The following is a 20,095-nucleotide window of genomic DNA, read 5'->3' on the forward strand; positions in this document are numbered from 1 at the left end:
CACTATTTCAATAATCTAATATATACCTAACAATAGCTCACCCCCGGCGAGCCGCTCGACCGTCGCGTCAACGAAGAGACCTTCATCCTGGTGAAGTTGAGACTCCGGATGCTCGAGGCGGAACGCGGGAAGCGTTGGGTCTGCTCGCTTGACAGCGCTTCCCTCCCCTTCGCCCGGCAGCTCCTGGAGGACGTCACCTTCGAGCCCGCCGCGGGCGGGGGCACGGACTTCCACTGGCGCATCTACTACAGCCCCTCGTGGCTCGCGCGGCCCTTCCTCTGGCTGCTGCTGCCCGTGGTCGAACACCTCTTCCGCCGGACCACCGAGCAGCTCGCGCGATTCTTCGCTGCCCAGAGGCTCATCCCCCAAGGGGGCGGATGAGCCCGGAACGACGTGCGGGGGCGGAGGCCCTCCACCGCCTCCACCCCGGTGGGTCAGCTCACCAGATGCGCACGCGCTGCTCGGGCGCGAGGTAGAGCGTCTGTCCGGGCGCGGCGCCGAAGGCCTGGTACCAGCCCTCGAGGTTGCGCACGGTGGAGGCGCGGTACTCGCCCGGCGAGTGCCCGTCCGTCAGCAGGATGCGGCGGAGGATCGGCTCGCGGTACTTGTTGCGCCAGATCTGCCCGAAGCCGAGGAAGAAGCGCTGCTCCCCGGAGAAGCCCTCGAGCACCGGCGCCGGCTTGCCTCCCAGCGACAGCCGGTAGGCGTCGTAGGCGATGGACAGGCCAGCGACGTCGGCGATGTTCTCGCCGAGGGTCAGCTCGCCATTGATGGCCAGGTCGGGCAGCGGCTTGTAGGCGCTGTACTGCGCGGCGAGCGCATCCCCGGCGGCCTTGAACTTCGCCGCGTCCTCCTTCGTCCACCAGTTGGCCAGCTTGCCGCGGGCGTCGAACTGCGCGCCGACGTCGTCGAAGCTGTGCACGATTTCATGGCCGATGACCGAGCCGATGCCGCCGTAGTTCACCGCCGGGTCGGCGTTCGGGTCGAAGAAGGGCGGCTGCAGGATGGCCGCGGGGAAGATGATGGAGTTCTGCTGCGGAGAGTTCAGCGCGTTCACGAGCTGCGGAACCATGAACCACTCCGAGCGATCCACCGGCTTGCCGAGCTTGTTCAGGTTGCGCCGGTACTCGAAGCGCGAGGCGCGGTCGGCGTTGCCGTAGGCGTCCCCGCGGACGATCTCCAGCCCCGAGTAGTCACGCCACTTGTCCGGGTGGCCGATGCCGACCTGGAGGGTGGCCAGCTTCTCCTTGGCGTGCGCCTTCGTCTCCGGGGCCATCCACGCCAGCGAGTCGATGCGCTGGCCGAGCGCCGCGATGATGTTGCGCACCATCTTGTCGGCCTCCGCCTTGGCCTCCGGCGGGAAGTACTTCGCGACGTAGAGCTTGCCGATGGCCTCGCCCAGCTCCTCGCTGGTGATGTCCACGCCGCGCTTCCAGCGCTCGCGCTGCTGCTGCGTGCCGGAGAGCACACGGCCATTGAAGGCGAAGGACTCGTCCACGAAGGCCTTGGGCAGGTAGGGCGCGGCGCGCTCGATGGCGTGGAAGGTGAGGTAGTCCTTCCAGGTCTGCACGGGCTGGGCGCCGACGAGCTTGGAGATGCCAATCAACGCGCTCGGCTGCCAGAGGATGAGCTCCCGCTGCTGCCCGAGGCCCGCGGCCCCCAGGTAGGCGTCCCAGTCGAGGCCGGGCGCGCGTTTGGCGAGCTCCTCGCGGGGCCAGGGGTTGTTCGTCTTGGTGACGTCCTGCGTGTCCACCTGGGCCCAGTGGACGCGGGCGATCTCTCGCTCGAGTTCGAAGATGCGCCTGGCCTTGGCGTCCGCGTCGGCGATGCCGGCCAGGCGCAGCATGGCGGCGATGTGCTGCTGGTACTTCTGGCGGACCTCGGTGAATTTGGCGTTGTCGACGAGGTAGTAGTCGCGATCCGGCAGACCCAGGCCACCCTGAAGCAGATAGGCGGCATAGCGCGAAGGCTCGTTCAGGTCCTCGACCACCCAGAGGCCGAAGAGCCGGTCCGTGTTGACGTTGCCCCGGTTGAGGGCGTCGACGTCCGCGCGCAGCGTGTCGCCGAGCACCGTGGCCAGCTCACGCCGGTTGGAGATGGCGGCGATGCGGCCGAGCTCGGGCTGGAGCGGGGCCAGGCCCTTGGCCTCGATGGCCGCCTCGTCCATGAAGCTCGAGAAGATGTCCCCCAGCTTGCGGACCTCACTGCCCTCGGGGGCCTGGGTGCTCGCGGCCTGTTCGATCAGCTCGCGCGTGCGCTTGCTGGCCTCTTCCGACAGCTTCGTGAACATGCCGTAGCTGGAGCGGTCGGCCGGAATCTCCGTCTTGGCGAGCCAATTGCCATTGACGAAGCGGAAGAAGCTGTCACCGGGCGCGACGGACGGGTCCATCCCGCCGGTGTCGACGCCAAAGCCGCCGTAGGTAGGCTTCGCGGTAGGGGCCGTGGCGGCGGGGGCCTCGGGGGGTTTGACCTGCTGCGTCGAAGCCGCGGGCTTCTCCACCGGCGTGGACGTGGCACACGCGGCGAGCCACGCGGACGCGCTGGCCGTGAAGACCAGGCGGGCGCCCGGGATGCGTCGGAACTGCGATGTCATGGGAAATCCCCTCTGAAGGAAGTGCGCGCCCCAACAGCGAGCCTGGCCGCTTAATCCCCAGCTTCGTGTCGATTCGGAGGCACGAGGCATGGTCCTGCGTGCGATTCAGCCTGACGCGGGGAGTAGCGAAGTTGACGTGGGGGCGAGGGGGGTTGGGGCGATGGTGGCTTTGGGGTGGCGTTGGCGCGCGCTGAGCTCGGTGGCGGGGATATGGGTGCTGTTGGCGGCCCAGGCCGGGTACGGCCTCGAGGTGTTCGGGACCGTCAACAACTTCACCGAGGATCAGGCCCACTCCCGTGAGCCCACGGTGGCGCTCTCGGGCCCCTCTGTCTTCTCCGCGTGGATCGACATGCGGACGGGCTACGGGGACGTCTATTTCCGCGCGAGCTCCGACCGGGGGCTCACCTTCGGCCCGGCCCGGAACCTGAGCACGAGCCGGGCGCGAGCCTCGGACGTCCGGTTGACCCGGTTCCAATCGAACGTCTACGTCGCCTGGGCCGAGGACGGCATCCTGCTCCGGACGAGCCACGACTCCGGGGTGACCTTCGGCCCCCTCCAGGTGCTGAGCCCTCGCGGGAGCAAGCCCCGCGTCGTCGCCACCGGCGGGAGCGTCTACGTGGCCTGGACTGGCTCGGACAAGGAAGGCACCCTCCTCCTTCGCGCCAGCCACGACTCCGGTGACACCTTCGAGGCGGCCATCGATCTCAACGAGCAGGCCCGGGGCGGCGATCTGGACCTCGCGGCGGAGGGCTCCCACGTCTATGCCGTCTGGGACGATGGTGCCCACGTGTACTTCCGCCAGAGCCAGGACTCGGGGCTCACGTTCGCTCCCCCGCAGGTGCTCGATGATGGGCAGAGCGAATCCGGGGACGCGCGGCTCGCCACGCATTCCAATGGCGTGTACGTCGTCTGGCGCGAGGGCAGCGGTTGCTCCAGCGAGATTGCCTTCCGCCGCGGCATGAACGGAGGCACCCGCTTCGACCCCCTGGTGAAACTCAGTCAGAACGCCGTTGCCTCGCTCGATCCGTTGATCGACTCGCACGACACGGCCGTCTACGTCATCTGGAAGGAGAAACGGGAAGGAAGCACGGATATCTTCTTCACGCGCAGCCTGAATGGAGGCGCCTCCTTCGGCGCCGCCAGCAACCTGAGCGACACCCCGGGCAAGTCCTCCCAGTACGCGCTCTCCTCGCCGGGAGACACCGTCCGCATCGTCTGGCGCGAGAAGACCGTGAATGGGAGCGACATCTTCTACCGCTCCAGCACCGACCGGGGCGCGAGCTTCGGCATCACGCGCAACCTGAGCCTGAGCCCCGGCAAGTCCACCTCGCCCGTCATCATCTCCTCGGGCCGCGGCGCCGAGGTGCACGTGTTGTGGGAGGAGGAGCTCCCCCTCAACCGCGAGCTCTTCTACCGGCGTGGAGTGCCGGAGCCTTGAGCCTCAACCCGCGCGCGGCCGCTGCATGAATGGGCGCGCCACCGCGAGGTCGATGAGCAGCGTGCCCGCGAGGAACAGCCACGGCCCGAGGTGGGAGGCCAGCCCGGTCACGCCCCAGAGCGTCACGGCCCCGGCGAGCACGGGCAGGAGCCACGGCGGCAGCGAGGCCCGCGCCTGGCGCCCGCGGGTGAGCACCACGAGCCCTCCGAGCGCGAGCACCGCCAGGGACGCGAGCGGACGGCCCCGGCCCGACGTGGCGTACCCGGGGGCGTAGTTCGCGAACATGTCGTAGCGGTACTCGTAGTGGTCCTCGTACTCCTTGCCGAAGCCATCCATCGTCCACTCGCGCACGTGGACGGGCTGGAAGCCGCCGAAGGAGGAGCCGCCACGGCTGCCCCAGGTGAAGAACAGCGCCACCGCGCACACGAGCGTGCCCAGGAGAACCCAACGGCCGAGGCGCACCTCCTCGGGCGAGGACGTGCCCTGCTCGGCCACGAGCGCGGAGAGCGCGCGCCGCTGGTCATAGACGAGCACGATGGCGGCGAGCAGCCAGAGCAGCGGCACGAGGCCCAGGCTCAACGAGAGGAACGCCTGGACACACGTGAGCACGGTGAAGGCGGGCAGGAAGAGCGGGTGCTCGGTCCGGCGCGCCACGCGCAGCACGGGCTCTGGAAGGGAGCGCCCGGCGGCATGAAGCTCGCGCACGCCAACGAGCACGGCACTGACGAGCATCACCACGCCCCAGCCGACATGCATGCCCGGGAAGAACGGAAGCCAGGAGAGGACGACGGCGAGCGCCACGAGCCCCGCGCCGAGCAGCGCCAGCGAGCGTCCGGGAATGCGCTCACGCAGGCGCGGATCCTCGAGCACGGACCGGACCACCTGGGCCGTCTGTCCAGCGGCATGCCGGGTGGCCTCCTCCACCGAGGAAGGGGTTTGTTTGGGAGAGCCTCCCGGGCTCGAGGGAGCCACGGCCCTTCCACAGTGGGTGCAGAACCGGCTGTTCGCCGACGGAAGGGGCTGACCGCAGTAGGCGCAGTTCATGAGCCGCGAGCCTACTCCACGACAGCTCCCGAGGCGTGGAAGTGGCGGGACCGGGGTTTTCATCCAATCCTCCGGCGCCACACCGCGGGAGCCCGGCCGCTCCCGAGACAAGGATCCACGCCCCGTGATGCCGCAGGAAGGCAGCCCCACGTTCAAACGGCTCGATGGGCTCGACACCCTGAGGGCGATGGCCATCCTGTTGGTGTTCGCCTACCACTATCAGGTCTTCGTCAGCGGCACGCCGACCTTCGGCTGGGCCAGCACCGTGGGCTGGACGGGCGTGGACCTGTTCTTCGTGCTGAGCGGCTATCTCATCGGCAACCAGCTCTTCGCCGGCATCGCGAAGGGCAAGGCGCTGTCGCTGAAGGCCTTCTACCTCCGGCGGCTCCTGCGAACGCTGCCCAATTACTACGTGGTGCTGGCGCTGTATTTCGCGCTTCCCACGGTGATGGGCGGCAAGCAACCCCCGCCCTTGTGGCGCTTCCTCACCTTCACGCAGAACCTGGGGTTGCAGCCGGGCACGGCGTTCTCGCATGCCTGGTCACTGTGCATCGAGGAGCAGTTCTATCTGCTGCTACCGCTGGTCCTCCTCGGTGCGCTGCACTTCGGCCGGTTCCCGCCGAAGCGGGCCGCGGGGTTCGCGCTGGCGGGCCTGATTCTCGCCGGCATCGCGCTCCGCTGTGTGCTGTGGTTCCAGTACGGACGCGAGGCGGGCGATGCCGTCTACGGCTACTACCCGAACATCTACTACTCCTCGTTCTGCCGCTTCGATGAGTTCCTGCCCGGTGTGGGCATCGCCCTGCTGAAGAACTTCCACCCGCGCCTCTGGGAGCGGGTGACCGGATGGGGCCGGGCCACGCTGGCCGCCGGGGTGCTCGCCACCGCGGTCCTCTTCTCCCTGCTCGCGAAGTACTACTACATCGATGGCTATGGTTATGGCTTCGCCATGACGGGCTTCGGCTACTCGCTCATGGCCTGCGCCTTCGCGCTGCTGGTCGTGGCCGCGCTGAGCCCAGGCTCGCTGCTGTACCGCGTGCGCGTGCCGGGCGCCGCCTCCCTCGCGGCGTGGTCGTATGCCATCTACCTGTCGCACAAGCCCCTCGCCCATATCGCACGGACGCAATTGAAGCCCTGGGGCCTCGGTGAGAGCGCCACGGCGGCGATCATCACGGGCATCTGCCTGCTCGGAGGCTGGCTGCTGTATCGCTTCGTCGAGACGCCCTTCATGCGCCTGCGCGATCGCCACCATCCGACGAACTTCCACACCGAGGCCGGCACGCGGACCTGTCAGGCTGGCGATACGCTGGCCGGTGAGCCCGCGCGATAGAGCCCGGCTCGCGGGGTGAGCCGCGGCGGCCACTCAGGCGAAGGCGGCGCTGCGCAGGACCATCACGTCAGCGAAGTCCTGGCGCCCCGGCGCGAGACACAGCGCCCCTTGCGACACCTGCTCGAGGAAGTGCTCGCCGTAGTCCTGGCGGGGACCCGAGGCGTACACGGTGATGTCCCGGGCCCGCGCGGCCGCCCCGAGCATCCTGGCCACCGCGTGCGCCACCTCTCCCCAGAAGGGGAAGTACAGATAGAACGCGGTGCCGTCCGACAGGTCCACATCGCGGACATCCGCGTGGATGAACTCCAGGTTCGGCAGCGCGAAACGCTCGCCCGTGCGGCGCGCGGACTCGACGTACGACTGGCCGTACTCCACGCCCTTGACCCGGGCGGAGCAGCTCGCGGCCACGGTGATGGCGAACTTCCCGTTGCCACAGCCGAGGTCGTAGATGGTGTCGTGCTGCCCGGGACTCGTGAGGGAGAGGAAGTCGGAGATGCGGTGGGCCCGGGAGGCCATGTTCACCTGGCCGGACGGGGGCCGGTCCTGGCCGGTGGTGATGCGGGAGATGCGCAACAGGCCCTCGAGCCAGTCATCCGCGGCCGTGCTCGCGCGCCCGGAAGCCTCGCTGAAGCCGAGCCCCTCCCACCGCTCCCGGAAACCCGCCGGTGAGAGGCCTCCCGCGCGAAGCTCCCGCGCGACGTCATCTCCGGCCGCATCGAGCGCCTCGGTCACCGAGCGGGCATGGACACCCAGCGCATCCCAGAGGGCCTGGAGCTCCGGACGAGCCCGCACGTCGAGCAGGAGCAGGTCCGGCTCCACGTTGTCCTGCACGAAGGAGAACCGCTCGAAGAGCTCCCACAGCGCGCCCAGCTCCAGCGTCCCCACATCCTTCGAGGCCAGGAGGGATTCGGCTCGCGCGACCCACCAGGGGGCGGCACGGGGGGTCGGGGCGGAGGAAGGCATGCCCCGGAGGGTGTCACGGGCGGACACCCGTCCCTAGCGAATGCACCGGGACGGGTGTGTTTCCCTCGTGCCCGCCAGGCCTGCTGGCGAGCCTCGCGAACGACAGCGCGACGGTGCGGGGGTCCTGGGACGAAGTGTCTCAGAGGCGGTGGACTACGGCGACGCGCTGTGACGTCCGGGGCGGCGCTACGCCTGGTTGTACGCCGCCTCGAGGCGCGCGATGTCGAACTTCTTCATGGTCATCATGGCCTGCATCACGCGCTGCGTCCGCTTCGGGTCCTTGTCCTGCATCAACTCCAGGAAGCGGGCCGGGACGATCTGCCAGGAGAGGCCGAACCGGTCCTTGAGCCAACCACACTGGCTCTCCTGTCCCCCGTTCGCGGTCAGCTTGGACCACAACATGTCGACCTCTTCCTGAGAGTCACAGTGCACCATCAGGGAGATGGCCTCGGTGAACTTGAAGATCGGGCCGCCATTGAGCGCCTGGAACTTCTGACCGGCGAGCTGGAACTCAGCCACCATGACCGACCCCTTGGGGCCCGGCCCCGCGTCGCCATAGCGGGACATGGACAGGATCTTCGAATCCTTGAACAGCGACACATAGAAATTCGCCGCCTCCTCCGCCTGGTCGTTGAACCACAAGAACGGAGTGATCTTCTGGGGAGTTGCCATGGTCATGATCCTTTACGGCGCGGGGTGAACTGGGTTTCGAGATAGCGGCGCAGGTGACGCAGGGACTCGGCCGCGACGTCGGGGCCCTGCTTTCCCTTGGCGAGAATGAAGGAGCCCTGGAGGACCGCCTGCATGAACAACCCGAGGCTCTCCGGGGTCCACGGCGCCTTGGGGGCGTAGCGCTTCTTGGCCTCGGCGATGTCGCGGGCCAGCATCGCGGCGTGCGCGCTGAGGTGCTTGTCACAGGCGGCGCGGATCGCCGGACTCGTGTCGTACGCCTCCTGGAGCATCGTCCCGAGCAGGCACGTGAAGTCCGCCAGCGTTCCCCTCAGGAGGGCGATGCGGAAATCGACGTAGCCGAGCAGCCGCTCGAGCGGATCCTCCGAGCGCTGATAGGGACCGGAGGCGAACAGGCGATCGGCCATGGCCGCGAAGTGGTCGGCCGCCGCGATGGCGAGCTCTTCCTTGCTCTTGAAGTGGTGGAAGAAGCTGCCCTTGGTGAGGCCCGCCACCGCGCAGACGTCCTCGATGCGCGTCGCCGTGTAGCCCTTGGTCCGGATGACCTGGAGGGCCGCGTCGAGGAACTTCGTCTTGGATTCGTGCTGAAGGGCCGCTGTGTCCATGAGCATACCGACTGGTTGGTTCAACCATACCCACTGGTTGGTAGGCCGTCAATGGGAGAGGTGCCGCCCTGGAGCCAGGCGGCGGGAGGGCCCCCGTTCTCCCCCAAGGTGCCATCGTCACCTCGCCGCTGTCGTGGAATGAAAAGGTGGTGGGACTGGAGTGCCTGTCGTCGTCCGCTAGAAGCGTGTCCACCGTCTGGCGGCTCGAGCCGGCCCCTGCGTGGCAGGTGCGAGCGCACAGACAGGCGGGAAATGATGGACCCACGGACGAACAAGAACCGGAGCATCCACGAGCATTCCCTCCCAGCGGAGAACGCACTCAGGATTGTCGTCTTGGATTGTCCCTATGACGTCCTCGCGCGGCCCCTGGCACAATCACTTTTCTCCCGGTTCGCGTCGGCCAAGCTCGAGGCCTTCCAGGCGGAATATCCCAACGGCGTCCTTCCACTGGGCGTTCATGACTTCATCGCGACACTGGTCATGATCGGAGAGGGCAGCGACGAGGACTTCACGCCCTGGGCGGTGTTCAAATCCGTCTCGCTCGAGCGCTGCGAGCGCTTCCGGGTTCCGTTCGAGCTCCTGACGCTCATGGAAGGCGAACACAGGAAGCCACATCGCGAGGCCGCTCACTCCCTCATCCATGACGCCCGGGGCCGCGGTGGAGATGTGGTCTACGTCAGCTCCTGGTCCATGCGGCCAGGAGCCCGCCAGGACTCTCGACTGAAGCATGCGGTACGCAACCTGATGCGGACGGCGTTGTGCTTCCATCATCTCGAGAGTGGGTTCTCGGAGGTCACAGCCGTCGCGGTTCCGCGACTCAGGACCGATGACTTCCTCAGGAATGCTGGCTTCAAGGAACTCCAGCTGGATGACCAGCCCCTACCTTCCTTCTCGTGTGATTTCAGCTTTGGAGAGACGGTCGTCGCATTCCACGCCTCGAGCTTCCGCGCGGATTTCATCCAGAGGGCCAACAGCTTCAAGCACGTCTGGGATGCTCGACGGGTGATCTCCGCGAATCCGCTGCCGCGTCCGCCCCAAGCCCGGGAGGCAGGCCTCGAAACGGCCGCCCTGAGGTGAAGAACCCTGGGACCCGGCCCTTGTTGCCCGCGCTGGCTCGGCCTACGAAGAGGGCATGGCCCCTACCCCTTCCGACTCCACGACTCGCGCCACGGCCATCGGCGCGGTGGCCATCCTGCTCTGGGCCTCGCTGGCGCTGCTGACGACGTACACCGGCAGCGTCCCGCCCTTCGAGACGGTGGCCATCTCCTTCGCCGTCGCCTCCCTGCTGACGCTCGGCAAGTGGCTGGTGCGGCGCGAGGACGTCGGGCGCCACCTGCGCCAGCCCGCCGCGGTATGGCTGACGGGCGTGGGCGGGCTGTTCGGCTACCACTTCCTCTACTTCCTGGCGCTGAAGACGGCGCCGCCCGTGGAGGCCAACCTCATCAACTACCTGTGGCCGCTGCTCATCGTGCTCTTCTCGGCGCTGCTGCCCGGCGAGCGCCTGCGCGGGTGGCACGTGGCCGGAGCCGTGCTGGGCCTGTGCGGCACGCTGCTCCTGGTGACGGACGGGGGCCGCTTCGCCTTCCGCGCCGAGTACACCGCCGGCTATGTCTCGGCGCTCGCCTGCGCCGTGACGTGGGGGGCGTACTCGGTGCTCTCGCGCCGCTTCGGCCACGTCCCCACCGACACGGTGGGCGGCTTCTGTGGCGTCACGGCGGTGCTCGCCGCGCTCTGCCACCTCGCCTTCGAGCGGACCGTCTGGCCGGGCCCGGGCGAGTGGCTCGCCCTGTTCCTCATGGGCGCCGGGCCCACGGGGCTGGCCTTCTTCGTCTGGGACGTCGGCATGAAGCGCGGGAACATCAAGGCGCTCGCCGGCCTCTCCTACTCCACGCCCCTCTTGTCCACGCTGTTGCTCATCGTGGCCGGTCGCACCCGGCCCAGCATCACGCTGGCACTGGCCTGCCTCTTCATCATCGGCGGCGCGATGCTCGCCTCGCGCGACCTGTGGGCCCGTGAGGCGCGGAAGGCGCTGGACCAGACGACTCCCTGACGGGGAGACCGGTGACGCCGATTGTCCCATGGGTAGAACAGCGCGTGCCGTTTTCAGTGGCTACCAGACTGACCGGCTCCTCCGCATACTCCTTCCATCACGACGCGCCGCCACGGCGGCGCACCCACAACCCCGTGAAGGAAGAACAATGAGCAAGCCCTACAGCCGTCTCGACAGGGAGAATGCAGTGGTGTTGCTGGTCGACCACCAGGCCGGTCTGCTGTCGCTGGTCCGCGATTTCAACCCGGACCAGTTCAAGAACAACGTGCTCGCCCTGGCCGACCTCGCGGCCTACTTCAAGCTCCCCACCATCCTGACGACCAGCTTCGAGCAGGGCCCCAACGGTCCGCTCATTCCGGAGCTGAAGGAGAAGTTCCCGAACGCGCCTTTCATCCCTCGCCCCGGTCAGATCAACGCCTGGGACAACGAGGACTTCGTCAAGGCGGTGAAGGCCACCGGACGCAAGCAGCTCATCATCGCGGGCGTCGTGACCGAGGTCTGCGTTGCCTTCCCGGCGCTGTCGGCCCTCGCCGAGGACTTCGAGGTGTTCGTCGTGACGGATGCCTCCGGCACGTTCAACGAGGTCGTGCGTCACTCCGCCTGGGACCGGATGTCCGCGGCGGGCGCACAGCTCATGACGTGGTTCGCCGTCGCCTGTGAGCTGCACCGCGACTGGCGCCGGGACATCGAGGGTCTGGGGGCGCTGTTCTCCAACCACATCCCCGACTACCGCAACCTGATGACCAGCTACAGCGCCATCAAGGCAGCCAATCCCCTGCCCAAGGCCGTACCGTGATGACGGGCCCCGCGCTCGACGGGTGCGGGGTCCACCCACTGGCAGCTCCCCTGCTCGGCCAGGTCCTCGCCTGGGATGGTGCGTCGAAGACGCCGCGAACGAAATCCCCCTAGGATGATCCCTCACCAGAAACAGGTGGGATTTCATCATGGATTCGTCCCGGTATCTGTTCATGACGGGGCCCACGGGTTTCGTGGGCTCGAACGCGCTGCGCCATCTCACACGGCACTCCGCCGCCCGGCCCTGGAGCGCGATCAAGGTCCTGGTCCGGGGCGAGACCGGAGCCGAGCAGGCCAGGGCCCTGGGCGCCGAGCCCGTGCGCGGAGATCTGCTCGACCCCTCGCCCATGCTCCGGGAGGTCATCTCCGGAGCGCGGTACGTCCTCCACTGCGCCGATGCCGCGTGGACCTCGAGCTACGCCGAGGCGCGAGCGCGGATGGACGAGAACCTGATCGGCGCCATCAATCCCCACCACGTCGCGCGAGCCGTCTACGTGTGTGGCTCCTCCTACTTCGGAGCGAGTGAGGACGCGGCGTTGATCGATGAGCGCACCCCTCCGCGGCCGCTCGGGCTCGGACCGGCCTTCGGCGCCGGCCTGCGGGCGCTGCGCACCGCGGGGGAGCGCGGCCTCGACTACGTCGCCGCCTTCGTCTCCGGCGTCTATGGCCCGGGCTCGTGGTTCACACGGCAGTACCTGCACCAGCTCGAGCAGGAGCAGCCCATCCCCGTTCTCGAGCCCCCTGCCGTCTGGCCCTACATCCACATCGAGGATTGTGTCCGCGCCCTCGAGTTCCTGCTGACGCTCGAGCCGGCGAAGCTGGAGACGGCTGGACGCGAGGTCATCCTCACGGACGACACACCCGTGCCCATGACCACCTTCATCGAGGAGCTCGCCCGGGTCACGGGAAGGACCGCACGGCTCGAGCGGCTCGAGCGCGGCGCGTTGCAGGCGCGATTGCCCCCGTTCGAGTTCTCGTACCAAAGCGCCAACATGCTGCACTCGAACGCGCGCCTTCGCGGCCTCGGCTTCGAGTGCAAATACCCGAGCGTGAAGGAGGGCGTCCCAGCGCTCGAGCTCGCCCGGCGCTGAGCCTGCCCCGATTCCGTGACGCTCCCGCACTTCACGTGCGAAGCAGGACGCCCCAAATGAAGACAGGCTGGAGACCCCGGGGATCTCCAACCTGTCTCCGAAGATTCCGATGACTCAGGGAGTCCGGGAGACAGGCTTCGAACCCATCTCCCCGGGTGACTACTTCACCTCGCCGCTGGCGGTGGTGCTCGACGCGGGGCTCATCAGGATGGGCGGCCGGTCCTTGCCCTCCATCGCGCGCTGCAGCTCGATCTCCTGCAGCAGCAGCGCCGGGGCCACCGTGGACACCGGCACGTTTCCGCTCTCCGCGCCGCAGAACCCGTTGAACACGCCCTGCTTGCGCCCCGTGGCCATGATGCGGTTGATGGACGACAGCGGCGTGCCGACGATCTCCACCCCGCGCACCAGCGACTCCTCGCCCGTCTTCACGTCCACCCGGTACACCATCCTCGGCACGCCCTTGAACGCCTGGTAGCCGTAGCTCGAGGTGTTCGTGTTGCCGCCCGTGATGTCCCGGATGATGAGCCCGTACGGCTTGCCCTGACGCTTCGCCTCGGCGATGAGCTGCTTCTTCAGCTCCACGTCATCCACCTGCTTCGTCGAGTCGGCGATGAGGTTGGCCATGCGCGCCACCGGCTTGCGCGTGCCCTGGCTGCGCCCGTGCCCGTTGGACAGCAGGAAGCCCTCCAGCGGCCGCCTCGACAGCAGGTAGCTGCGCAGCACGCCCTTCTCCACCAGCACCGTCTTCTGCCCCTTCACGCCCTCCTCGTCGTACTCGTAGAAGCCGTTGAGTGGCTCGCCCTGGAGCGAGCGCACCGTCGGGTCATCCACGATGCTGATGAACGGCGGTAGCACCTGCTTGCCCACCTGGCCCTTGAACGTCTTGCCCTCCCCGTCCCCGTCCTGCCGGTCTCCCTCCAGCCGGTGCCCCACCGCCTCGTGGAAGAGCACGCCGGCCGCCTCGGGCGCCAGAATGGCCGGGCCCGTGTAGGGGTCGATGGCCGGCGCCTTGCGCAGCGCCAGCAGCTCTTCGATCACCTTGGTGGCGGCGTCGGCGATCTTCTTGTCGTCCGGCAGCCCGGCCTCGGTGGGCGCGTAGTAGTTGCGCGAGTCGTCCAGCAGCTGTCCGTCGTCGGCCCGAGTCACCGCCGACACGTGCAGCCCGTACATCGTCTCTTCCGTCACGATGCGGCTGCCCTCGGTGGACACGAACAGGCGCTTCACCTTGTCCGCCGTCACCCGCACCTCCGAGTCGAACAGCTCCGGGTGCGCCTTGAAGCGCTCGGACACGTCGCGGGCCACGCGCGCCCAGCGGTCGTGGTCGAAGGGGAAGGCCACCGGCGTCTGCACGTACCGCGCGGGCTTCTCCTTGGAGAAGGACGGCGGCTGCTTGGGGTCCTCCACCGCGTAGACGTTGTCGCCCTTCTTCTTGAGGAACTGGGACAGGGCGGCCTTGTACTTCTGGTCCGTCACCAGCCACAGCGAGGTGCGCAGCGCCAGGGGCGAGTCGTCGATGGGGCCGTCCGGGTTGGGGACGTAGCTGGAGCCCCTGCCGCCGCCGAAGTACTCGTACTCCTCGGGGCCCGAGTTGTCGAAGTCGTAGGAGCCCACCCGCACGTCCACGTACAGCTTGCGGTCGTGGTAGGTGTCGTCCACGAAGATGGCCCCGTAGCGGGCGGTGAGGGCGCTCTGCTCCGTCTCCTTGAGCTGGTAGCTCATGAAGTACGGCGCGTCGTGGTTCTGCAGCTTGAGCTGCTGTTGGTTGCGCTGGAGCTCTTCCGCCATGGCGTCGAGCAACGTCACGCGCGCGTCCGGAGCGGGCGCGGCGGCGGTGAGCAGGGCGGAGGCGGCGAGCAGGGGAAGGATGGGGGTGTGTCGGGTTCTCACGCCCCGACTCTACCTCGCCGGGAGGGTCCGCGTCCCCGCCCCTTCCCTGCTCGGGAACCGGCCCGGAAGCCGGCCCGGAAAAAAGTGGAGGCCCCGCCCCAGCGCCCCCCCCTCATGGCGCCGCAGCGGGGCCTCCCGCGCAATCTACCGGACGGCAACCGGGCCGGCCGGCGTCACGCCAGGCCTTGGTGACCTTTGCTCAAGCCTTGGTGACCTTCTCGCGGCCCGGGCCCACGTTCTTGCAGGCGTTGCGCGTGTCCACCACGCACTGCGACTGCTTGACCACCATGTTGTAGTCGATGTTCGAGTGGTCCGTGAGGATGACGACCGCGTCGTAGTCGCAGAGCGTCTCCGGGTGCAGCGGCACCGACGTCATCGAGTAGTGGAAGCCGTGGCCCTCCTCGAGGCGGGGCACGTACGGGTCGTGGTAGTCGACCTGGGCGCCCTTCTCCTTGAGCAGCGTGATGATGCGGAGGCTCGGGCTCTCGCGCATGTCGTCGATGTCCTTCTTGTACGCCGCGCCGAGGCACAGCACCTTCGCGCCGTTGAGCGTCTTCTTGTTCTTGTTGAGCGCCTCCATGGTGCGAGTCACCACGTAGTACGGCATCTGCGTGTTCACCTCGCCGGCCAGCTCGATGAACTTGGTGTGGAACTCGTACTCGCGCGCCTTCCACGTCAGGTAGAAGGGATCGATGGGGATGCAGTGGCCGCCCAGGCCCGGGCCCGGGTAGAAGGCCTGGAAGCCGAAGGGCTTGGTGGCCGCGGCGTTGATGACCTCCCACACGTCGATGTTCATCCGGTCGCAGAGCATCTTCATCTCATTGACCATGGCGATGTTGACGCAGCGGTAGATGTTCTCCAGCAGCTTGGCGAGCTCCGCCACGCGGGTGGAGGACACGGCCACCGTCTCCTTCAGGGCGCTCGAATAGAGGGCCTGGGCCACCTCGAGGCAGGCGGGCGTGTAGCCGCCGACGATCTTCGGAATCGTCTTGGTGTTGAAGTTCTTGTTGCCCGGATCCTCGCGCTCGGGGCTGAAGGCCAGGTGGAAGTCCACGCCGGCCTTGAGGCCCGTCTTCTCCAGCAGGGGCTTGAGCACCTCGTCCGTGGTGCCCGGGTAGGTGGTCGACTCGAGGATGAAGAGCTGACCGGGCCGCACGTGGGGCGAGAGCGCCTCGCCCGTCTTGATGATGTAGCTCATGTCCGGCTCACGCGACGCCGTGAGCGGCGTGGGCACGCAGATGATGATGCAGTCCAGCTCCCGGGCCTTGGCGAAGTCCGTCGTCGCCTTGAGCTTGCCCTTGCTCGTGAGCTCCTTGAGCGGCTCGCTGGGGATGTGCTTGATGTAGCTCACCCCCTTGCCGATGTTCTCCACCTTCCGCGTGTCCACGTCGAGGCCCGTCACGGTGAAACCGGCGTCCGCGAACGCCATGCCCAGCGGCAGACCCACGTAGCCCATCCCCACCACGCCCACCTTCGCATCCCGCCGGCGAATACGCTCCAACAGCGGGCTTACCATCACGCGCATCTGACTCACCTCTCCCTGAAGGCATGCGGGTTCCCCCGTCATGCCTCGACCCGAGTCTTCAGTTGAAGACGACCACCCACCTCAACCACGCCGGGGGCGACAGCCGCACCCCGAACACCACGACCTGCGACGGCACCACGAGTCCGTAGCCCGGCGAATACCGGGACGGCTCCAACTTCGGTTCCATGCCCCGCGCGAAGAGCACCAGCGCCACCGGTGCCTCCGCCGGGCCCAATTCCACGCCCAGCGGCTGGAAACGCCGCGGGGCCTCCGGCACGCGCATCGCCCGGGCCAGCTGCTCCCGCGAGGGCGAGCGCAGCCGCGCTTCGCGGTCCGGAAGGTGGATCCGCCCCTCGACGTCGTGAAGCCCCACCCCCACCAGAGCGTCCGTCACCCCGAGCGCGCGCTCGCGCTTGTCGAGCACGAAGGTGCGCTCCACGCCCACGGGCGAGGACAGCACCCGGTAGCCATCGTGCCGCACGGTGAGCCTGTCCAGCTCCGGCCCCGGCTGGAACACCTGCACGCGCGCGCGGGCCGCCTCGGGCAGGGCGAACAGCCGGCCCGTCTCCAGCGGCGCCTGCTCCAGCCCGTCCACCTGCAGCGTGTTGTGCGCGGCCGTGGAGCGGAACGCGTTGCGCACCGAGGGCTCGCGTGTGTACGTGCCCGTGCCCGGGTCCACGATGACGGGGCGCCCGTCCAGGTGCAGCTCGAAGGAGAGCTTGTCGTTGTGGCTGTGCCCGCCCACCCCGTGCTGTCCCTGCGCGCCGGCGCTCACCGTCACCACCGCGCCCACCCCGCGCAGCACGTGGAAGCCGCCCTCGGGGAAGCTCACCGACTCCGCGGGCCTCGCGCGCGGCAGCGACCGGAAGCGCTCGAGGCCGGACATGCCCAGCAGCCACGCCGCCTCGTCCGGGAAGTCCCCCTCCGCCAGCTCCGCGTCCTCGAAGAGCGCCGCGCCCAGGGGCGCCAGGTAGCCCTGCTCCCGCGGGTCTCGCTCCTGGAAGGGGAAGACGCGGCCCGAGTCGTTGTCACCCACCTGCGGCGCCAGTCCCCGCTCGGAGCTCCAGGCGCGCGAGGCCGTGTACATGCGGTGCAGCCGCGTCTCGTAGCGCAGGCCCAGCTCCACGCCCAGGCCGCCCGCCACCACCATCGCCAGCGTGAAGAGCTCCACCGCCAGCCGGTGGTACGGCACCGAGCCCTCGAAGGAGGTGCCCTCCGCGTGCACCTGCGCCGCCATCTGCGCGCGCAGCCCCGCCACCGCCCGGGCCACCTGCCTCGGCGCGTCCGGCAGCTCCGGGAAGAGCGAGCCCGCCACCAGCAGGCCCACGTAGTTGGACACGAGGTGGTTGTTGGGCACCGCACCATGGTCCTCCAGGTGCGCCTCCACCCACGCGGTGTGCTCGGCCAGCGACTCGAGCACCGGCACGAGGAACTCGGGCCTGCGCGCCTCGGGTGCATCCGAGAACATCACCAGCGCCTGCGCCAGATTGGCCGCACGCAGCGCCACTTCCATGGCGCACGTCCAGTGGACCCCCATGCCCACCGGGTTGGCCTGGAGGAAGTCCAGCGTCCGCATCACGAAGGCCCGCGCGTACGTCCCGCGCGCCGCCTCCTCGCGCTCCACCCAGTAGCCCTGACCGAGCGCCACCAGACAATCCAACCGGCCGAGCACCCACGGGTACTTCGGATCCACCCCCGGCTGCGCCAGCCGCATCCGCTCCACCGGGAGCACCGGGTAGCGGTAGCCGCTCACCGGATCCTTCGACCAGTCGACGGGCTGGCCCTCGCCGAAGCACACGCGCGAGCCGAAGACGTCGTACTCGCCTCGCAGGGCCGCGCGGGCCCGCTCCCGGGCGCGCCCGGTGGCACCGGGAAGGGCCGCGAGCGCCTCCAGCACCGAGGCCCGCTGCCCCACCTCGCACCAGGCCAGCCCGGGACGCGCCGACAGCGCCCGCTCGGCCAGCTCGTCCGCACTGGAAGCCCCGAAGGCCGTCAGCAGCGCCGGCTCGTCCAGCCGCTCGCGCCTCTTATAGAAGGCCTGCCGCGCCACCCCCTGGACCCGCCGCGCCATCCCTCGGGCGAGTCCCCCCGGCGCGAGCCGTGCGATCGTCGAGTAGTATCCCAGCGTTCCCATTCGGCTCCGTCCCATTGCGCACGAGAGCCAAAGCAATTGGTCGGCCAGCGCTCTCCGAGGGGAAATCCGGGGTCGAGTCCCAGCAAACCCTGGAGTCCAGTAAAAAAGTCGGGTGGCTGGGTGAATGAGTGGGAAAGGGTTTTCCTTCCGTCACCCCTTCCGTTCCCAGCGAGGGCCGCGTTGCGCCATCCGCCTACCGTGGCCATTCCTCCCGTGTGCAGGCGGGTGCTTGGAGCGGGTGGCGCGTGGGACCAGGGGTCAGCGCGTCCGAGGTGGAGCGAACAGTCTCGGTCATCGCCGAGCGGGCGCTGCACCACGGAGCGCGGGCGGGCCTCGACGCGCTCGTGGAGGCGGCGGTTCGTCTCATGGAGACGAGCGGGGCCGCGCTGTACGCTGGCGGCCGCCGCGTGGCCCTCGTGGGCCTGGAGCCTCCGCTCCCCTCGCGGGCCCATCCGCTCCAGCTCTTGAAGGACGGGCACACGACCCTGGTGCTCGGCGAGCCCTGTGTGGAGACCGAGGACCGGCAGCACCTCTCGCGGCTCGCGGGGCTCGGCAGCGCGCTGCTCGCGAGTCTGGACCGGGAGGAATCGGCTCGGGGCGAGTCGAAGCGGCTGCGCCAGGAGCGGATGCGGCTGAGGGAGCGGCTCGCGCACCTGGAGCGCGCCTGGTCCCGCGCCGCGCATGACCTGCGCACGCCCCTGCTCGTGATGCAGGGGTATATCGACATGATGAACAAGGGCATGGCGGGTGTCCTCACGCCGTCCATGCAGCGCTACCTCGAGCGCATGGCTCGCGCCGCCAGTGAGATGAACGTCCGTCTCCAGCAGCGGCCCACCGGCGAGGACGCGCCCGCGGAGGATTCGCGCCCCCTGTTGAGCGCTACTTTCGCACCCGGCCGGTATGACTCGGTGCGGCTGGAGCTGCCCTCGCGGCCCGTGCGCATCCGGGCGCCCCGCTCGGACCTGGTCCTGATGATCCGCGCGATGGAGCGGCTGCTGTCGGGAGCCGGTGCCTCCGAGGTGGTGCTGCGGGTGGAGGTCCCCGAGGGCCTGGAGACGTGCCGGTGGATCGTCCAGGCCCGCACGGAGCTTCCGTTGCCCGAGCGGGCCCGCGCGTCGCTGGAGCGGATGGCTCGGAGGTGCTCGGCCCGGATGTCCGTGAGTGAGGGGGCCGGGCTCGAGCTCACCGTGGTGCTGCCGCGTCTCCCGGATTGAATCGAGCCGGGGTGGAACGCGGGGGAACCCGAGCGGGGAGGGAGAGGATGTACGGCTTTAGAGCTCGCTTTCCGGAGTGACTCGCGTCGCGGCTCGCAGCAGCGCCCTCTTCCGCACCAGCCGGACCACCAGCACCGCCGCGCCCACCGTCACCGCCGTGAGCAGCACCCAGCGCAGGCCGCCCTGCACGTCCGCCAGCACCTTGGGACCGAAACGGAAGCCCAGCCACGTCATCCCCACCGCCGGAATCCACGCCGCCGCTCCGTCCGCCAGCAGGAAGCGGCGATAGGGCAGTCCGGTGGCTCCCGCCAGCAGGTACGCCGGAGCGCGCAGTCCCGGAAGGAAACGCGCGAGGAACACCGCCACCGCTCCGCGCCGAGCAAACATCTTCTGCAGCAGCTCGATGCGCGACGGGGTCAGCATCTTCGACAGCTTCGGGTGCGAGAACACCCTCGGCCCCAGCGAGCGTCCGATGCGGTACAGCGCGCTGTCCCCGGCCAGGATGCCCAGCCAGGCGGCGAACATCATCCAGTGCGGGCTCGCGCCACTCCGGGCCACCACCAGTCCTCCGGTGATGACGACCAGCTCCTCGCTCAGCGGCGCTCCGACTCCGCACAGCACGAGGAGCAGGAACACCGCCGGGTACGAGAAGCCCGCGATCCACAGTGCGACCTGCGCCTCCACGCCGCCTCCCTTTTTCCGGCAAGGTGCTCATGCCGGGCGGGTCGCGAAAGGGGCC

17 protein-coding genes are annotated in these 20,095 nt (G+C 68.8%); 8 read left to right on the forward strand and 9 right to left on the reverse strand.

All coding sequences use genetic code 11. The annotated features are described in order from the left end of the window. Window positions 1-90 precede the first annotated feature (90 nt). The gene (locus ACJ8AN_RS29140; RefSeq protein ID WP_407758774.1) at window positions 91-381 is read left to right on the forward strand and encodes a hypothetical protein; all 291 of its coding nucleotides are present in this window, start codon (window positions 91-93) and stop codon (window positions 379-381) included. A gap of 58 nt (window positions 382-439) precedes the next feature. Here ACJ8AN_RS29140 and ACJ8AN_RS29145 read toward each other — a convergent pair whose 3' ends face one another. Beyond that, window positions 440-2,593, reverse strand: coding sequence for a M13 family metallopeptidase (locus tag ACJ8AN_RS29145; protein ID WP_407758775.1), 2,154 nt, complete (start codon window positions 2,591-2,593; stop codon window positions 440-442). A 160-nt stretch (window positions 2,594-2,753) separates the two neighbouring features. Here ACJ8AN_RS29145 and ACJ8AN_RS29150 point away from each other — a divergent pair, with 160 nt between their 5' ends. After that, window positions 2,754-4,031 (forward strand): hypothetical protein, encoded by a 1,278-nt coding sequence (locus ACJ8AN_RS29150; protein WP_407758776.1) that lies wholly within the window; start codon window positions 2,754-2,756, stop codon window positions 4,029-4,031. A 3-nt stretch (window positions 4,032-4,034) separates the two neighbouring features. Here ACJ8AN_RS29150 and ACJ8AN_RS29155 read toward each other — a convergent pair whose 3' ends face one another. After that, window positions 4,035-5,003, reverse strand: a complete 969-nt coding sequence (locus tag ACJ8AN_RS29155) for a hypothetical protein (protein WP_407758777.1) — start codon at window positions 5,001-5,003, stop codon at window positions 4,035-4,037. Window positions 5,004-5,202: 199 nt separating this feature from the next. Between ACJ8AN_RS29155 and ACJ8AN_RS29160 the strand changes: the two genes are divergently transcribed. Then, window positions 5,203-6,402 (forward strand): acyltransferase family protein, encoded by a 1,200-nt coding sequence (locus ACJ8AN_RS29160; protein ID WP_407758809.1) that lies wholly within the window; start codon window positions 5,203-5,205, stop codon window positions 6,400-6,402. Window positions 6,403-6,435: 33 nt separating this feature from the next. Here ACJ8AN_RS29160 and ACJ8AN_RS29165 read toward each other — a convergent pair whose 3' ends face one another. From ACJ8AN_RS29165 to ACJ8AN_RS29175, 3 genes are all read right to left on the reverse strand, one after another. Further along, window positions 6,436-7,365: a class I SAM-dependent methyltransferase gene (locus ACJ8AN_RS29165; protein WP_407758778.1), complete on the reverse strand. Its 930-nt coding sequence runs from the start codon at window positions 7,363-7,365 to the stop codon at window positions 6,436-6,438. A gap of 186 nt (window positions 7,366-7,551) precedes the next feature. Next, window positions 7,552-8,037: a VOC family protein gene (locus ACJ8AN_RS29170; protein WP_407758779.1), complete on the reverse strand. Its 486-nt coding sequence runs from the start codon at window positions 8,035-8,037 to the stop codon at window positions 7,552-7,554. A 2-nt stretch (window positions 8,038-8,039) separates the two neighbouring features. Then, the gene (locus tag ACJ8AN_RS29175; protein WP_407758780.1) at window positions 8,040-8,660 is read right to left on the reverse strand and encodes a TetR/AcrR family transcriptional regulator; all 621 of its coding nucleotides are present in this window, start codon (window positions 8,658-8,660) and stop codon (window positions 8,040-8,042) included. 333 nt (window positions 8,661-8,993) lie between these two features. Between ACJ8AN_RS29175 and ACJ8AN_RS29180 the strand changes: the two genes are divergently transcribed. The 4 genes from ACJ8AN_RS29180 (at window position 8,994) to ACJ8AN_RS29195 (ending at window position 12,596) form a co-directional block, all read left to right on the forward strand. Next, entirely contained in the window at window positions 8,994-9,737 is a 744-nt protein-coding gene (locus ACJ8AN_RS29180) for a hypothetical protein (protein ID WP_407758781.1), read from the forward strand. A 55-nt stretch (window positions 9,738-9,792) separates the two neighbouring features. Then, complete coding sequence (locus ACJ8AN_RS29185) at window positions 9,793-10,710, forward strand: DMT family transporter (RefSeq protein WP_407758782.1); 918 nt, start codon at window positions 9,793-9,795, stop codon at window positions 10,708-10,710. Between the two features lie 148 nt (window positions 10,711-10,858). After that, on the forward strand, window positions 10,859-11,506 hold the full coding sequence (gene ycaC, locus ACJ8AN_RS29190; protein WP_407758783.1) for an isochorismate family cysteine hydrolase YcaC: 648 nt from the start codon (window positions 10,859-10,861) through the stop codon (window positions 11,504-11,506). A gap of 148 nt (window positions 11,507-11,654) precedes the next feature. Continuing rightward, window positions 11,655-12,596, forward strand: coding sequence for an NAD-dependent epimerase/dehydratase family protein (locus ACJ8AN_RS29195; protein WP_407758784.1), 942 nt, complete (start codon window positions 11,655-11,657; stop codon window positions 12,594-12,596). 159 nt (window positions 12,597-12,755) lie between these two features. Here the strand turns inward: ACJ8AN_RS29195 and ACJ8AN_RS29200 are convergent, their stop codons facing one another. The 3 genes from ACJ8AN_RS29200 to ACJ8AN_RS29210 all read right to left on the reverse strand — a co-directional run bounded on the left by ACJ8AN_RS29200 (window position 12,756) and on the right by ACJ8AN_RS29210 (window position 18,142). Then, window positions 12,756-14,483, reverse strand: a complete 1,728-nt coding sequence (locus tag ACJ8AN_RS29200) for a TldD/PmbA family protein (RefSeq protein WP_407758785.1) — start codon at window positions 14,481-14,483, stop codon at window positions 12,756-12,758. Between the two features lie 199 nt (window positions 14,484-14,682). Continuing rightward, the gene (locus tag ACJ8AN_RS29205; RefSeq protein WP_407758786.1) at window positions 14,683-16,008 is read right to left on the reverse strand and encodes a nucleotide sugar dehydrogenase; all 1,326 of its coding nucleotides are present in this window, start codon (window positions 16,006-16,008) and stop codon (window positions 14,683-14,685) included. Window positions 16,009-16,066: 58 nt separating this feature from the next. After that, a complete protein-coding gene (locus ACJ8AN_RS29210; RefSeq protein ID WP_407758787.1) occupies window positions 16,067-18,142 on the reverse strand; it encodes an alginate lyase family protein in 2,076 nt (691 codons plus the stop codon). 272 nt (window positions 18,143-18,414) lie between these two features. Here ACJ8AN_RS29210 and ACJ8AN_RS29215 point away from each other — a divergent pair, with 272 nt between their 5' ends. After that, on the forward strand, window positions 18,415-19,356 hold the full coding sequence (locus ACJ8AN_RS29215; RefSeq protein WP_407758788.1) for a histidine kinase dimerization/phospho-acceptor domain-containing protein: 942 nt from the start codon (window positions 18,415-18,417) through the stop codon (window positions 19,354-19,356). 57 nt (window positions 19,357-19,413) lie between these two features. Here ACJ8AN_RS29215 and ACJ8AN_RS29220 read toward each other — a convergent pair whose 3' ends face one another. After that, window positions 19,414-20,040 (reverse strand): DedA family protein, encoded by a 627-nt coding sequence (locus ACJ8AN_RS29220; protein ID WP_407758789.1) that lies wholly within the window; start codon window positions 20,038-20,040, stop codon window positions 19,414-19,416. Window positions 20,041-20,095: the final 55 nt, after the last annotated feature.

Source organism: Archangium sp., from assembly GCF_045802675.1.
Classification (GTDB): Bacteria; Myxococcota; Myxococcia; order Myxococcales; family Myxococcaceae; genus Archangium.